The organism is Arthrobacter sp. HLT1-20 (assembly GCF_054510895.1).
Map to the genome: position 1 here is coordinate 1 of NZ_JBTNDR010000029.1, position 13,869 is coordinate 13,869.

Annotated in this window: 14 protein-coding genes; 7 read left to right on the top strand and 7 right to left on the bottom strand. The window is 62.9% G+C overall.

The window, feature by feature from the left end:
• Nucleotides 1-168 precede the first annotated feature (168 nt).
• Nucleotides 169-1,314 (bottom strand): mannose-1-phosphate guanylyltransferase, encoded by a 1,146-nt coding sequence (locus ACX80Q_RS14100; protein ID WP_459331164.1) that lies wholly within the window; start codon nucleotides 1,312-1,314, stop codon nucleotides 169-171.
• A gap of 316 nt (nucleotides 1,315-1,630) precedes the next feature.
• Here ACX80Q_RS14100 and sdhC point away from each other — a divergent pair, with 316 nt between their 5' ends.
• From sdhC to ACX80Q_RS14125, 5 genes are all read left to right on the top strand, one after another.
• The gene (gene sdhC, locus ACX80Q_RS14105) at nucleotides 1,631-2,023 is read left to right on the top strand and encodes a succinate dehydrogenase, cytochrome b556 subunit (protein WP_459331165.1); all 393 of its coding nucleotides are present in this window, start codon (nucleotides 1,631-1,633) and stop codon (nucleotides 2,021-2,023) included.
• Nucleotides 2,024-2,491 (top strand): succinate dehydrogenase hydrophobic membrane anchor subunit, encoded by a 468-nt coding sequence (locus tag ACX80Q_RS14110; RefSeq protein ID WP_459331166.1) that lies wholly within the window; start codon nucleotides 2,024-2,026, stop codon nucleotides 2,489-2,491.
• A gap of 95 nt (nucleotides 2,492-2,586) precedes the next feature.
• Nucleotides 2,587-4,386, top strand: a complete 1,800-nt coding sequence (sdhA, locus tag ACX80Q_RS14115) for a succinate dehydrogenase flavoprotein subunit (RefSeq protein ID WP_459331167.1) — start codon at nucleotides 2,587-2,589, stop codon at nucleotides 4,384-4,386.
• 8 nt (nucleotides 4,387-4,394) lie between these two features.
• Nucleotides 4,395-5,177 (top strand): succinate dehydrogenase iron-sulfur subunit, encoded by a 783-nt coding sequence (locus ACX80Q_RS14120; protein ID WP_459331204.1) that lies wholly within the window; start codon nucleotides 4,395-4,397, stop codon nucleotides 5,175-5,177.
• 436 nt (nucleotides 5,178-5,613) lie between these two features.
• Nucleotides 5,614-6,552: a type IV toxin-antitoxin system AbiEi family antitoxin domain-containing protein gene (locus ACX80Q_RS14125; protein ID WP_459331168.1), complete on the top strand. Its 939-nt coding sequence runs from the start codon at nucleotides 5,614-5,616 to the stop codon at nucleotides 6,550-6,552.
• A 155-nt stretch (nucleotides 6,553-6,707) separates the two neighbouring features.
• On the opposite strand, the gene ACX80Q_RS14130 is transcribed toward ACX80Q_RS14125, so the two are convergent.
• From ACX80Q_RS14130 to ACX80Q_RS14150, 5 genes are all read right to left on the bottom strand, one after another.
• On the bottom strand, nucleotides 6,708-7,655 hold the full coding sequence (locus tag ACX80Q_RS14130) for a YihY/virulence factor BrkB family protein (protein WP_459331169.1): 948 nt from the start codon (nucleotides 7,653-7,655) through the stop codon (nucleotides 6,708-6,710).
• Nucleotides 7,656-7,764: 109 nt separating this feature from the next.
• Nucleotides 7,765-8,322, bottom strand: a complete 558-nt coding sequence (locus tag ACX80Q_RS14135; protein WP_459331170.1) for a 2'-5' RNA ligase family protein — start codon at nucleotides 8,320-8,322, stop codon at nucleotides 7,765-7,767.
• A gap of 2 nt (nucleotides 8,323-8,324) precedes the next feature.
• Nucleotides 8,325-9,353, bottom strand: coding sequence for a tryptophan--tRNA ligase (gene trpS, locus ACX80Q_RS14140; protein ID WP_459331171.1), 1,029 nt, complete (start codon nucleotides 9,351-9,353; stop codon nucleotides 8,325-8,327).
• A 16-nt stretch (nucleotides 9,354-9,369) separates the two neighbouring features.
• A complete protein-coding gene (locus ACX80Q_RS14145; RefSeq protein WP_459331172.1) occupies nucleotides 9,370-10,221 on the bottom strand; it encodes an exodeoxyribonuclease III in 852 nt (283 codons plus the stop codon).
• A 117-nt stretch (nucleotides 10,222-10,338) separates the two neighbouring features.
• Nucleotides 10,339-10,968: a hypothetical protein gene (locus ACX80Q_RS14150; RefSeq protein WP_459331173.1), complete on the bottom strand. Its 630-nt coding sequence runs from the start codon at nucleotides 10,966-10,968 to the stop codon at nucleotides 10,339-10,341.
• A 389-nt stretch (nucleotides 10,969-11,357) separates the two neighbouring features.
• Here ACX80Q_RS14150 and ACX80Q_RS14155 point away from each other — a divergent pair, with 389 nt between their 5' ends.
• Together ACX80Q_RS14155 and ACX80Q_RS14160 are read left to right on the top strand one after the other, a co-directional pair.
• Nucleotides 11,358-12,482 carry an AI-2E family transporter gene (locus ACX80Q_RS14155; RefSeq protein ID WP_459331174.1) on the top strand — a complete coding sequence of 375 codons (1,125 nt, stop codon included), beginning with the start codon at nucleotides 11,358-11,360 and terminating at the stop codon, nucleotides 12,480-12,482.
• A gap of 170 nt (nucleotides 12,483-12,652) precedes the next feature.
• Nucleotides 12,653-12,862, top strand: coding sequence for a hypothetical protein (locus tag ACX80Q_RS14160; RefSeq protein ID WP_459331175.1), 210 nt, complete (start codon nucleotides 12,653-12,655; stop codon nucleotides 12,860-12,862).
• 156 nt (nucleotides 12,863-13,018) lie between these two features.
• Here ACX80Q_RS14160 and ACX80Q_RS14165 read toward each other — a convergent pair whose 3' ends face one another.
• Entirely contained in the window at nucleotides 13,019-13,813 is a 795-nt protein-coding gene (locus ACX80Q_RS14165; RefSeq protein WP_459331176.1) for a GAP family protein, read from the bottom strand.
• Nucleotides 13,814-13,869 lie beyond the last annotated feature (56 nt).

Here is a 13,869-nt window from a genome sequence, read left to right on the forward strand (position 1 = left end):
CTGCATCAAACGCTACCTCGCCCGCACCGTCTACAAAATCCTCAACTCAAAAATCGAGACCCCGGCCTCGGCTTGACAAATATAGAAGGGTCCCGCAGAAAACGCCGAAAAGACGCGTTTTGGACGCGATTTTCGTCGTTTTCTGCGGGTCAGTTGCAAAAAATGGGGTTAGAGGACGTCGGTGTCGCCCTTGGCCTTGAGACCGTCAACAGCATTCTTCACCAATTGTGAGTGTGCGCGTGTGGTGACGAGCAGGGCGTCGGGGGTGTCAACCACCACCACGTCCTGGATGCCAATCAATGCGATGACACGCTTGGTGTCCGTGACCACAATGCCGCTGCTGTCCTCGGTGAACACGCGGGCGCCCTCACCCATGACGGTGACCGCATCCACTTCCTTGGCGTTGTTCAAACGCGCAATGGCGGCGAAATCTCCAACGTCGTCCCAGCTGAAGGACGCCGGTATGACCGCCACGTCTCCGGCGTCGGCCGCGGGTTCGGCAACAGCGTAGTCAATGGCGATCTTGGGCAGGGTGGGCCAGATTCGGTTCTTCACGGCAACCCGGTCCGGGGTGTCCCAGGCCATGGCGATTTCCATGAGGCCCTCGTAGAGTTCGGGCTCGTTGATCTTTAAGTGGTGCAGCATCAGTTCCACCGGGGCCACAAACATGCCGGCGTTCCAGTTGTAGTCACCGCTGGCCAGGTACTCCTCGGCCACGGCTTCACTGGGCTTTTCCACAAACTTCGCAACCGTCTGGGCACTGGGGGCGCCCTGGACGTCCAACGGCGAGCCGGTCTTGATGTAGCCGAAACCGGTGGAGGCGTGGGTGGGCTTGATGCCAATCGTCACAATCTTGCCGGTGGCTGCCGTGTAAATGGCTTCACGCACGGCGTCCTGGAATTTCTCCACGGGACTGATGACCTGATCTGCCGCAAAGGAACCCATGATGGTGGAGGGGTCGCGGAGGTACAGGATGGCGGCGGCCAAACCAATGGCTGCGCCGGAATCCTTGGGCTCTGTTTCCAGCACCAGGTTCGAGTCGGCAATCTCTGGCAGCTGCAGGCACACGGCATCGCGGTGGGCGTCGCCGGTCACCACGAGGACCTTTTCGCCGCTGAGCGGTTCCAGCCTGTCGTAGGTTGCGCGCAACAAAGTGCTGCCACTGCCGGTGAGGTCATGCAGGAATTTGGGCGCGGCGGCGCGGGACAGCGGCCACAGCCTCGTGCCAACGCCACCCGCAGGAATTACTGCGTAAAACCTGTCCAACGGGTCGGTTCCGGGCAACTCGGGATCAAACAAATTTTGCGTATTCATCACTCCCACCCTAAGGGATGGCAGCGTCGGAGCGGGTGATCCGCCACGAAACCTCCACCCAGGGTAGTAGGTGCGGGCACGCCGTCGAGCATCCCCAAAAGGCCGACTTGACGGCGCCAACGTGGTCAATGTTGGCCTTGACTACAGCACAAAAATGTGACACGCCTGTGATTTGTCGCATAGAGCAAGGAGTGCCTAAGTTGAATATGCTGTTAGCTAAGCCTAAATTTAGGCAAAGTTATGAGTGCTCACGCCGTGTGCGTTTCCCCGCGTGGAACCACGCCAGCGCAACGGTGATGCAGGGAAGGTTTATTCAGTGCCGACAAAACCAGCTGGCACTCTGTACCGCGGCCGAGAAGGCATGTGGTCCTGGGTGGGACACCGGATTACCGGTGTAGTAATTTTTATTTTCTTGTTGGTGCACGTCCTGGACACCTCATTGGTGCGCGTGTCCCCTGAGGCGTACACAGCAGTCATTGGGGCGTACAAAAACCCCATCATGGGCTTGGGTGAGGCCGGCCTTGTTGCCGCCATCGTGTTCCACGCCTTCAACGGTCTGCGCATCATCGCGATCGACTTCTGGAAGAAGGGCCCCAAGTACCAGCGCCAGCTGCTCTGGGGCGTCCTGGCTCTGTGGGCCGTGACCATGATCCCGTTCCTGATCCGTCACCTCAGCATTGTCTTCTCAAATATCTCCGGGGGGCACTAAATGAGCACCAACGCCATCGCGTCACCGCGCTCCGACAGCGCACAGTCACCCAAGTACAAGCGCTCCAAGAGCTCCGGCTCCAGCTTTGAGATGTTCGCATGGTTGTTCATGCGCCTCTCCGGGGTCATCTTGATTGTGCTGATCTTCGGCCACCTGTTCGTCAACCTCATGGTGGGCGAGGGCATTCACGCCATCGACTTCGGCTTTGTTGCTGGCAAGTGGGCCGACCCGTTCTGGCAGGTCTGGGACTTGGCCATGCTGTGGTTGGCCATGCTGCACGGCACCAACGGTGTCCGCACCATCATCAATGACTACGCAGAACGCGCCGGCACCCGCCTGACGCTCAAGACTGTGCTCTTCATCGCCTCGGCCGTCATCATCGTGCTGGGCACCTTGGTGATCTTCACCTTTGACCCGTGCCCTCCCGGCGCCGTCATTGAGCTCCCGTCCTTCTGCCCGGTTCCTTAATACTTTTTGAGGAACCCCGCCCCCGGCAATGCAGGGTGCGGAACAGAAGTGAACACCAGTATTTTGCGCAGTAAATGAGAGAAAGAGCATCCAGTATGCAGGTCCACAAATACGACGTCGTAATCGTCGGGGCCGGTGGCGCAGGAATGCGTGCCGCCATTGAATCCGGTCAGCGTGCCCACACCGCTGTTCTGACCAAGCTCTACCCCACCCGCTCCCACACCGGTGCAGCGCAGGGTGGCATGTGTGCCGCCCTGGCCAACGTGGAAGAGGACAACTGGGAATGGCACACCTTTGACACTGTCAAGGGTGGCGACTACCTGGTAGACCAGGACGCGGCCGAGGTTATGGCCAAGGAAGCCATCGAAGCTGTCATCGACCTGGAAAAGATGGGTCTGCCGTTCAACCGCACACCCGAGGGCCGCATTGACCAGCGCCGCTTTGGTGGTCACACCCGCGACCACGGCAAGGCGCCCGTTCGCCGTGCCTGCTACGCAGCCGACCGTACGGGTCACATGATTTTGCAGACCCTGTACCAAAACTGCGTCAAGCACAACGTTGAGTTCTACAACGAGTACTACGTTTTGGATCTTCTGACAGTTGAAGAGGAAGCCACCCGCGAGGATGGCACCGTCTACCTGCAGAAGAAGACAGCCGGCGTTGTCTCCTACGACCTGGCCACGGGCGAACTACATATCTTCCAGGCCAAGTCCGTCATCCTGGCAACAGGTGGCGCGGGCAAGGTCTTCAAGACCACCTCCAACGCACACACCCTGACCGGCGACGGCATGGGCATTGCGTTCCGCAAGGGCATCCCGCTGGAAGATATGGAGTTCTTCCAGTTCCATCCGACAGGCTTGGCCGGTTTGGGCATCCTGCTCTCCGAGGCCGCCCGCGGCGAGGGTGCAATCCTGCGCAACTCCGAGGGTGAGCGCTTCATGGAGCGCTACGCCCCCACCATCAAGGACTTGGCTCCGCGTGACATTGTTGCCCGTTCCATGGCCAACGAGGTCCGTGAAGGCCGCGGTTGCGGCCCGAACAAGGACTACGTCCTGTTGGACCTGACACACCTGGAGCCGGCGCACATCGACGCCAAGCTCCCGGACATCACCGAGTTCGCCCGCACCTACCTGGGTGTGGAGCCGTACACGGAGCCCGTCCCCGTGTTCCCCACAGCCCACTACGCCATGGGCGGTGTTCCCACGAACATCACCACCGAGGTCCTCCAGGACAACGACACCGTGATCCCCGGCCTGTACGCCGCCGGTGAGGTTGCCTGCGTGTCCGTCCACGGTTCCAACCGTTTGGGCACCAACTCGCTGCTGGACATCAACGTGTTCGGCAAGCGCGCCGGCATCGCCGCAGCAAAGTACGCCCTCACGGCTGACTTTGTTGAGCTGCCGGAGAACCCGGAGGCCGACACCGTCGCGTTGCTGGACCACGTCCGCACGTCCGACGGCGGCGAGAAGGTTGCGCTGATCCGCAAGGATCTGCAGGACACCATGGACGCCAACATGCAGGTGTTCCGTACCGCTGATTCCTTGAACAAGGTTTTGGCTGACATTGCCACCTTCGAGGAGCGTTACTCGCGCATCACCGTCCAGGACAAGGGCAAGCGTTTCAACCTTGACCTGCTGGAGGCTGTGGAGCTGGGCTTCCTGCTGGAACTGGCCAAGGTCATGACGGTTGCTGCCCTGCACCGCCAGGAATCCCGCGGTGGGCACTACCGCGAGGACTTCCCGGAGCGCGACGATGAGAACTTCATGAAGCACTCCATGGCATACCTGGACACCGATGTCACGGCAGAGAACTCCCAGGAATCCATTGCCGGAATCCGTTTGGGCACCAAGCCCGTCGTCTTTACGCGCTACCAGCCGATGGTGAGGAAGTACTAATGAGCACCGTGGAAACTGAACTGCCGGAACCGGCATCCAAGATTGAAATCCCGGCCCACCTCGGTGGCGGCGGGGAAATCCCCACCTTCGACGTCACCTTGCGTGTGCGCCGCTACGACCCCGAGGTCTCGGAAGAGTCCACGTGGGAAGACTTCACCATGACCATGTACGGCACCGACCGCGTGTTGGATGCCCTGCACAAGGTCAAGTGGGAGCAGGACGGGTCATTGACCTTCCGCCGCTCCTGCGCCCACGGTGTGTGCGGTTCCGATGCCATGCGCATCAACGGCCGCAACCGCCTGGCCTGCAAGACCCTGCTGAAGGACCTGGACACGTCCAAGCCCATTACGGTTGAGCCCATCAAGGGCCTGCCCGTGGAGAAGGACCTCATCGTGGACATGGAGCCGTTCTTCCAGTCCTTCCGCGAGGTCATGCCGTTCCTGGTCAACCGCGGCCACGAGCCCGCCAAGGAGCGTCTGCAGTCCGCCGAGGACCGTGAGCGTTTTGACGACACCACCAAGTGCATCCTGTGCGCCGCGTGCACGTCATCCTGCCCCGTGTTCTGGACCGACGGCCAGTACTTCGGCCCGGCAGCCATCGTGAACGCACACCGCTTCATCTTCGATTCACGCGACGATGCCGGCGACATGCGCCTGGAAATCCTCAACGACAAAGAGGGCGTGTGGCGTTGCCGCACCACCTTCAACTGCACCGAGGCATGCCCCCGCGGCATTCAGATCACGCAGGCCATCGCCGAGGCCAAGCAGGCCCTCTGGGGCCGCAACATCTAGCATTTTCTTGGCAGAAAGCTCCTCCCCCTTCTGGAGGGGGGCGCCGCTTTTGCTTTCCCGGCCCTGATTGAGGGCACCCGTTCGCCCCCGTTCGCCCCCTGTCGCCGAGTCAGACCGTGCGCCACTCCCCCCTTTCGCCGAGTCAGACCGTGCGCCGTCGAGTCAGACGTTGCCCAACGGCCTGCTGGCGGCCTACGGTCTGACTCGGCGAAAGCGGGGTTATCCACAGATTTTTTTCGGCCCGTTTTTGGCCCTTTTTGTGGCGCACCCTTGAAGTATGACCTCGCAAAGCCCTTCTCCCTCGAACGACGCCGTACCCCGCCCGGGGTCCCCAGCCAGGCTCAGAGCCGTCCCCCGGTCGCCCGGCGAGCCCGGGCCCACATCGGCCCAGCGAGGCTCCGTCCCGGGGCACGGTGCCAGTTTTCACCGAGTCCCTGTGGATACAACGCTGGACCGCTTCCGCGGGGCCTTCCCCACCAGGCGCATAGTCTGGCGGACGGGCCAGCTGAGCGAAGCGGGCTTTAGCGACCGTGCCATCAAGGCCCTGATCGAGTGCGGGGAGATTCTGCGGCTGCGCCAGGGTTGTTACGTCCGCGCCTCGTATTGGCACCGGCAGTCGGCCATCCGCCGGGAGCGACTCACGGTGGTGCTGCACAACTTCGCCACCCTGAACAGCTCCTCGTCGGGCTTTGTGTACAGCCATGCGTCGGCGGCGCGGCTACACCGGCTTTTCCTGTGGCAGGCGGACACCCTGATCCACATCACCCAACCCGGCAAGCCCTCGAGCAGCGGTCACGGCAGGGACACCGTCATTCACGTGCGGCCTCTTCCCGGACATGACATTGTGACGATCGAGGGGCTGCATGTGACGTCACTGGAACGCACTGTCATCGACTGCTGCCTGACCATGCGCTACAAACAAGCACTGATTGTGGCAGACCATGCGTTGCATCTGGGCGCCGACGCCGCCAGGCTTCGTGCCATGGCAGAGACGCTGGGCGCACACCGCGGCATCCGCACCCTGCGCAAGGTCCTGATGTTTGCCGACAAACGGTCGGAATCACCGGGAGAGACCCTGGCCCGTGACCTGATGCGGGAACTGCTCATTATTGCTCCCGTGCCCCAGCTGCGGATCGCCACCCGGCAAGGGAACTTCCGTGCCGATTTTGGCTGGCCGGAAAAGCGGGTCATTTTGGAGTTTGACGGCATGACCAAGTACTTTGACTACGCTCCCACCGAACAGGTGCTCCTCCAGGAACGCCAGCGCGAGAACGCACTGATCGAGGCCGGTTGGAGAGTGATTCGCATGCAATGGCGGGACCTCTTCAATGAAGCAGCCTTCAAGGCCCGCATCTTGGCGGCCCTGGCTCGCTAGCCGGAGCAGGCCCGCACGCCGAGTCAGACTGACAACCTCTGAGCCAGACGTGGCGCTACAGGCTTTGGGCGGGTCTTGGTCTGACTCGGCGGGAGGAGGCGGGAGGCGGCGGGAGGTGGCGGGAGGCGGCGGGAGGCGGGTGGCGGGAGGCGGGGCTACGTGGCGGTGCGGGGGCGCAGATCGGCGGCCCTGACGGCGGCGATGGCCGCGGCAATCAGGTACACCTGGCTGAGCAGGTAAAACCAGACAAAGAGGCCAAGGATTACGGCAAAGGGCGCCAGGAGCGCGTTGTTGGTGATCCCGCCAAGCAGCATGGCGCTGAAGAAACGCAGGATGGTGGCACCGGCCCCCGAAAACACCGAGGCCAGCAGCAGCACGCGGCGCGGCATGCGCACGCGGGAGGCCAGGCTGAACATGACGATGGCCACGGCCACATCCAACACGAACATGAGGAACACCGAGCCCAGCCGGGCGGACAGCCCCGTCAGGAACGTGCCCCAGCCGAGGAACTCGCTGATGTTGCCCACGGCCGCTGTGCTGAGGGCACCCAGGGCGCTGGTGAGCACCAGTGCCACGGCCAGCACCAGGAGGGTGGCGCCGTCGCGCAGTTTAGACAGCACGGGGTTGGTCCTGTCCCGGGCCAGGCCCAGCACGGAGCGGATGCCCTCCCGCAGCCCGTTGATCCAGCCCAAGGCCGTGACGGTCAATGCAACGAGGGAGATCACGAGCGTCAGCCCGAAGCCGCTGGTGCCTAGGAGCTGTTCTGGGGTGGCCAGGCCGCCGCTGCCGGTGTCAATCAGGCCGGGGGTGCTCTCCGCCACCATGGTGATCACGGCGTCGCGGAGCACCTCGTTGTCCGAGGCGATCATGCCAAAGATGGCGAAGCCGGCAACCAGCATGGCACCGACGGAAAAGAACATGAGGTAGGCGTTGCCGGCGGCCAGCAGCGGGCCGCGCCGCCGCGTATAGAGGTTCCACACCCGCAGGGGAAAGAATTGCCCCACCCAGGCGTTGAGCCACTGGAACAGGGCAGCAGCCCTGCGCACAAAGTTGCCGCCAGCCGTTTGGAAGGCCGCATGTTTAGTCTCTGACCAGGCAGCCAATGCCCGGCGGTCCAGGGGGCTTGGGGGTGCCTGAAGGGGGGCGGCCAGAGGACGTTTGGCCCGCACTCCGGGCGCTACTGTGCCCGGAAAATGGCCTGCCTCTGCCTTCTCAGGCCGATGTGACTCCCCCAAGACTCAACTCCTCGCGCAGTTCCCAGCCACCGTCAAAATGGTCAAACAATCCAATGCTGGCCACCTCAAAATCCGCGCTGAAGTCAGCCATCTCCGACTTCGCCAAGGCCATGGCCGGCTCGTCGAGGTCGTGGGCAACGGTGAGGTGGGGGTGGAAATCAAATTCCAGCAGGTGTTCCACCGGCCCGTCCAGCAGCTGCTCGTGGAGCTTGGTGCATTCGGCGCCACCGTGGGCAACGTTGAGGTAGACAACCGGCGAAACAGGCTCAAAGGTGCCCGTTCCACGCAGCGAAATCACAAATGGCTCAGCTGTGGCGGCCACGGCGCGCACATGCGCTGCGGCTTTCTCCCACGTGTCGGTGGTCCGCCCGGATACCAAGGTGATGTGCGGAGGCACGACGGCGGCATCCGGGCCCTGGTACAACGCCCGCCTAGCGGTGAGTTCGGCAGCGAGTTCCGCGGGCAGGGAGATGATGACCCCCAAACTGTCCGCGTGCGGAGCAGGTGACGCCCCGCTCTGGCCAATACCCGGCACGCTTATCCAACCGCCAGGCGTGGGGGCAGGAAACCAACCTTGGCGTAGACATCCGCCAGGGTCACGGAAGCAATTTCGCGGGCCTTGGCCGCGCCGTGGGCCAGCAGCGAGTCAAGTTCGGCAGGATCATCCAACAGTTCCAGGGTGCGTGCCCGGATGGGTTCCAGCCGTGCCACCACTGCCTCGGCAACATCAACCTTCAGGTGGCCGTACATTTTGCCATCGTACTCAGCCACCAGGGCGTCGACGGGCTTGGCCGTCAGGGTGGAGAGGATTTCCAGCAGGTTGGTGACACCGGGCTTAGCGGCGCGGTCGTGCGCAATGACCGTGTCCGCATCCGTGACGGCCGATTTAATCCGCTTGGCCGTCACCTTGGGGTCGTCCAGAATGTTGATCAGGCCGTTGGGCCCTGCGGCGGACTTGGACATTTTCGACGTCGGATTCTGCAAGTCATAAATCCGGGCGCCTTCTTTTTGAATGAAGGCTTCCGGCACCACAAAGGTCTCACCAAAACGGTGGTTGAAGCGCTTAGCCAGGTCGCGGGCCAGTTCCACGTGCTGACGCTGGTCATCGCCCACCGGCACGCCCTGGGGGCGGTACAGCAGGATGTCCGCGGCCATCAGCACCGGGTAGGTGAACAGGCCAACGCTGGCGGCATCGGCGCCGCCCTTGGCGGACTTGTCCTTGAACTGGGTCATCCGGGACGCCTCGCCGAAGCCGGTGATGCAGTTCAGCACCCACGCCAGTTGGGCGTGCTCGGGCACATGGGACTGGACAAACAGCGTCGACTTTTCGATGTCAATGCCGCCGGCAATGTACTGGGCCGCGGTCTTGCGGGTCCGCTCGCGCAGCTCCGCCGGATCCTGGGTGACGGTGATGGCGTGCATGTCCGGGATGAAAAACAGTGTTTGGTAGTCGTCCTGGGTCTTGACCCAGTTGACCAGCGCGCCAAGGTAGTTGCCCAGGTGCAGGGAATCGCCGGAGGGCTGCATGCCCGAAAGGACGCGGGGGCGGGCGGTGGTTTCACTCATGAAAGCGTGGAATCCTTTAGAACTTGTAGTCGACGACCAGCGGCGCGTGGTCAGAGAAGCGGGCCTCGTAGGACTCAGCCCTGTCAACCACTGCCGTGGCGGCCTTGGCAGCGAGCCCCGCAGTGGCCATGTGGTAGTCAATGCGCCACCCGGTGTCGTTCGTGAACGCCTGCCCGCGGTTGGACCACCAGGTGTAGGGGCCCTCAACCTCGCCGGCCATTTCACGGGCCACGTCCTTAAAACCGATTTCCTCGCCAAAGAACCTGTCAAAGTAGGCGCGTTCCTCGGGCAGGAAGCCTGCGCGCTTCACATTGCCCTTCCAGTTCTTGATGTCCAAGGTGGTGTGGCCAACGTTGAGGTCGCCCACCACCAGGACATGGTCGCTCGCGGCTGCCAGCTGGGGCAGGCGGGCGATCATGGTGTCCAGGAAACGGAACTTGTCGTCCTGCTTGGGGGTGCCCACCTCGCCGGAGTGCACGTAGGCGCTGACCACTGTCAAAGTGGCGGGTGTGCCGTCGGAGCCATTGATGACATAGTCGGCCTCCACCCAGCGTCCTGTGGTGGCAAAGTAGTCCTCGCCGATACCCACCCGGGTGGCCACGGGTTCCAGGACGTCCTTGCGGGTGGCAATGAGCACTCCCGCGCGGCCCTTGGCCTCGGCCTCGGCGTGCAGCAGGTGCCAGTCCTCGCCGAGGAAGCCCTCCACGATGGCGTCGGGTGCGCGGACTTCCTGCAGGCACAAGATGTCGACGTCGCGCCCGGCCAGCCAGGGGCCCATGCCGTTTTTGTAGGCGGCACGGATGCCGTTGACGTTGACGCTGGCGATCCGCAATTGACCGTTTTCTTTACCGTTACTCACTTGCTCCACCTTACCCGCAGGTAGCTGCGATTCGCAGGTCCGTGCAGCGTATGTCCATCCCGCGTATTGCCCGTTTTTGAGGGGCCGCAGCGTTTGGGTGCCGCCACAACGGCGGCTGGGGACGATTTAGTCGATGATGACGCCCGTGACGGGCTCGTCGTCCTCGCCGGCCGGCTTGGCTGATGTAGCGCCAGCAGTGGTGGAGCTGGCGCCCCGGCGTTCGGCGTTCTTCTTCGCCATGGCAGCATCCATCTTGGCTTCCTGGGCTTCCCAGTTCGGGTTGATCATGCCGCGGCCGTTGGCGGCGGTGATGTCAATGGTTTCCAGGGCGCGGGCCACCATTTCAGGGTCCTTGCCCAGGTATTCGTTGACCACGCCGATCTGGACGTTGATGATCTTGAAGGAGTGGTCCAGCTTCAGATCGCGTGCCTTGGTGGCCTGGCGCGAGCCGGCGTCGTCGGAGACCAGGTGGGTGCCGCCGTCGGCCGGGGCCTTGGCACTGTTCGCCTGCGCCATCTGGGCCTGGGCCAACGCGACCTGGCGGGCGCCAAACGCGGCAGCCTTGTGGACGCCGATGTACACCACCGTGGAGAGCACCAGCCAGCCGAACGCGATCGCGGCAATGATCCAGCCCAGCACGGTGCTGTTGTTGGCGGCAACCACCAGCGCCACCAGGAAAACCAGCGCCAGCACAATGGTGCCCACGCCGGTGTATTTGCTGGGTTTGGACATTTTGCCGGTTCCAAGAGAAGTCATGCCCCCATTCTCTCAAATGGCTGGCCGTGGCGGGACCGCCTTCCACCAGCGGCGAACGGATGGCCTATTTCCTGGATGTTCGACGGCGGCCGCTGGCTTACGCTGGCCGGTGGCGGGGCTACTTGAACGGGTTCCAGGGCGCCATGGGGGCCAGATACGACAGGCCCTGACGCAGCAGCAGGAACCCGACGATCCCCACCACCCACGGCACCGTTTCGCCGAAATCACCACGGACCGCCCAGATCCGCGTGTACCCGCCAAACAACACCCATGGCGCGCCGGGCCTTGGCCAGGTGCCTGGCCCCATTCCGCCTCTTTCCTGCGGCGGCACGCAACGCTCGCACGGACGGGAACTGGTTTCCCAGCAGGCTCGGAGGTAAGTTGACGCCATGAGAACACTCCAAGCAACGGCCCGGCGCCGTACACTCCAGCAAAAGGCCCGGCACCGCGAACCCGTAGAATCGGGTACCAGCGCGTTCGCGAACCACCCCTTCCGGTGGGCGTTCACGGCAACGCTCGGCGTACTGACGGCCTTGGTGCTGGCCGCCGCAATCGCTGGCATCGGGACGGTCGTGTTCTCTGTGTTCGCCGCCGCGTTCATCACGCTCGGCCTGGACCCGCTGGTGCGTTGGTTTGAACGTCGAGGCCTGAAACGCGGCATGGCGATCCTGACAGTCAATCTGCTCTTCATCCTGGTCATCGTCGGCCTGCTCTGGCTGGTCCTGCCGCTCTTCATCAACCAGGCAGTCGCCTTTGTGCGCGGACTGCCGGGAATGCTCGGTGGCCTGTACACCCAGAGCTGGTTCCAAGAGGTATCTTCGGGCAGTGGCGGACTCCTGACGAACATCTACTCCGCCCTTGTCGATTTCCTCACCAGCCCGGCCACCTGGACCGGGATCGGCGGCGGCCTGCTGCAGTTTGGCGTCGCCGTGGCCAGCGCAAGCTCGACGGCGATGTTCGTCTTCATCCTGACGATCTACTTCACGGCAACACTGGATTCCTCCAAGGCAGCGATATATTCGCTGGTCTCGGCGTCGCACCGTGACCGTATCGTCGAACTGGCGGAACGGATCATGCAAAACTTCGGGCGGTATCTCAGCGGCATGGTCGTACTGGCATTCCTCAATGCGTCCTTCAGCCTGATCGTGCTGACGCTGGTCGGCAACAAGTTCGCGCTTGTCATCTCGGTCGCCGCGTTCTTCATCACCCTCATCCCGCTCATCGGAACTGTGCTGACCACGGCGTTCATGTCGATCCTTACCTTGTTCGTGTCGCCGACTGCTGCGCTGATCGTGCTGATCGCCATGCTCATCTACATGCAGCTCGAGGCCTATATTTTTACCCCGAAGGTGATGAGCAAAGCAGTGCAAGTTCCCGGGTCCATCGTGCTCATCGCTGCCCTCGCCGGCGGGACCCTTGCCGGCCTCCCCGGAGCGCTTGTTGCCATCCCCGTGGCCGCCGGAATCCTCCTGATCCTCAAAGAAGTCACCATCCCCGCCAAGGCGCGCAGCTGACATCTCTCGGGGAAAAAGTCCGAGCACGGGGTACCGCACGTCATGAACTGCCCGACATCATCCCGAGGTGGGATGCCTGGCAGAAGATCTTGCCCCGGGCCACGATCAGGAGCATCATGGTGGAAACGGCTCTGAGGAGACCATCAGGGTGCTCCACGTTTGATTGACGGTTGCCAGCTGCGCCACAAAAACCGGACTGGCAAGTCGTTGGTGAGTGCCGGCTCCCGCATTCCCTGCCCGGCCTGGACCTGGTCCTTGTGCACGGCACCTTGTTCACGGCACTGGCAGGCTTCAAGCTTTTTGACGCCATCAGGGACACCATCGTCAACCCCAACCTGATCTTCCCCGGGCAGATTTTTCGCGTCCCGCTGCTTAGCTGAGCAGTGTCTTGGCCATCACTAAAATACACACCACCACAGGAAAACCAGCGCCAGCACAATGGTGCCCACGCCGGTGTATTCGCTGGGTTTGGACATTTTGCCGGTTCCAAGAGACGTCACGCCCCCAATCTCTCAAATGGCTGGCCGGTGGCGGGGCTACTTGAACGGGTTCCAGGGCGCCATGGGGGCCAGATACGACAGGCCCTGACGCAGCAGCAGGAACCCGACGATCCCCACCACCCACAGCACCGTTTCGCCGGAAAACTTTCCCAGCTTGTTGCTGACCCGGTGCAGAAACGGGTCCAGTCGTGCACCCAGGACCACCCGCAGCCCCAAAAGGACCAGCGCCGGGATGAGCATCACCACGCAATAGATGGCCAGCACGGCCAACTCACCGGCCAACGGCAGCGTTGAGTTGGCGAGGAAGCCGATGGCCGCCAGGTACGGCAGCATGGTGGGCAATTCCAGTAGGCCTGCAATGAGTGCCAACGTCACCATGCCGCCATGGCTCGCCAGCGCTGACCCTATCCGGTGTTGCCAGCGCCGCTGGGCGGCCGTGATGTCCGCTGCGGATTGCACCGCGGGACCGCCGGGTGCCGCTCCGGACGTGCCAGGTGCCGTTCCAACTGCCACGGGTTTCTTGGCGGAACCGGCAAACAAGGCATACGCCAGCATGAGGGCGCCGGCAATGCTCATGCTCCACTGGACAACCGGAATTTGTGCCGCCGAGTCAACCGGCACGCCGCCGAGCAGCCAGCCGGCCCCGCCGAGCACGGCCACCCCGATCACCAGATAGAAGCCTGCCAGCACCCCCAGGTAGAGCAGTATTCGCGGGATCAGGCGTTTGGCGTCGGGGCGCAGCAGCAGCCACAGCGGGATCAGCAGCGTGCCAATGCTGGTGCTGTCGATCAGCGCAAGGATGGCCAGTTGTGCATAAATGGCGAGGGTCATACACCCAGCGTCGCAACACTGGCCGTGCGGCGCATCGGCCATCCGGCCCACGTGGG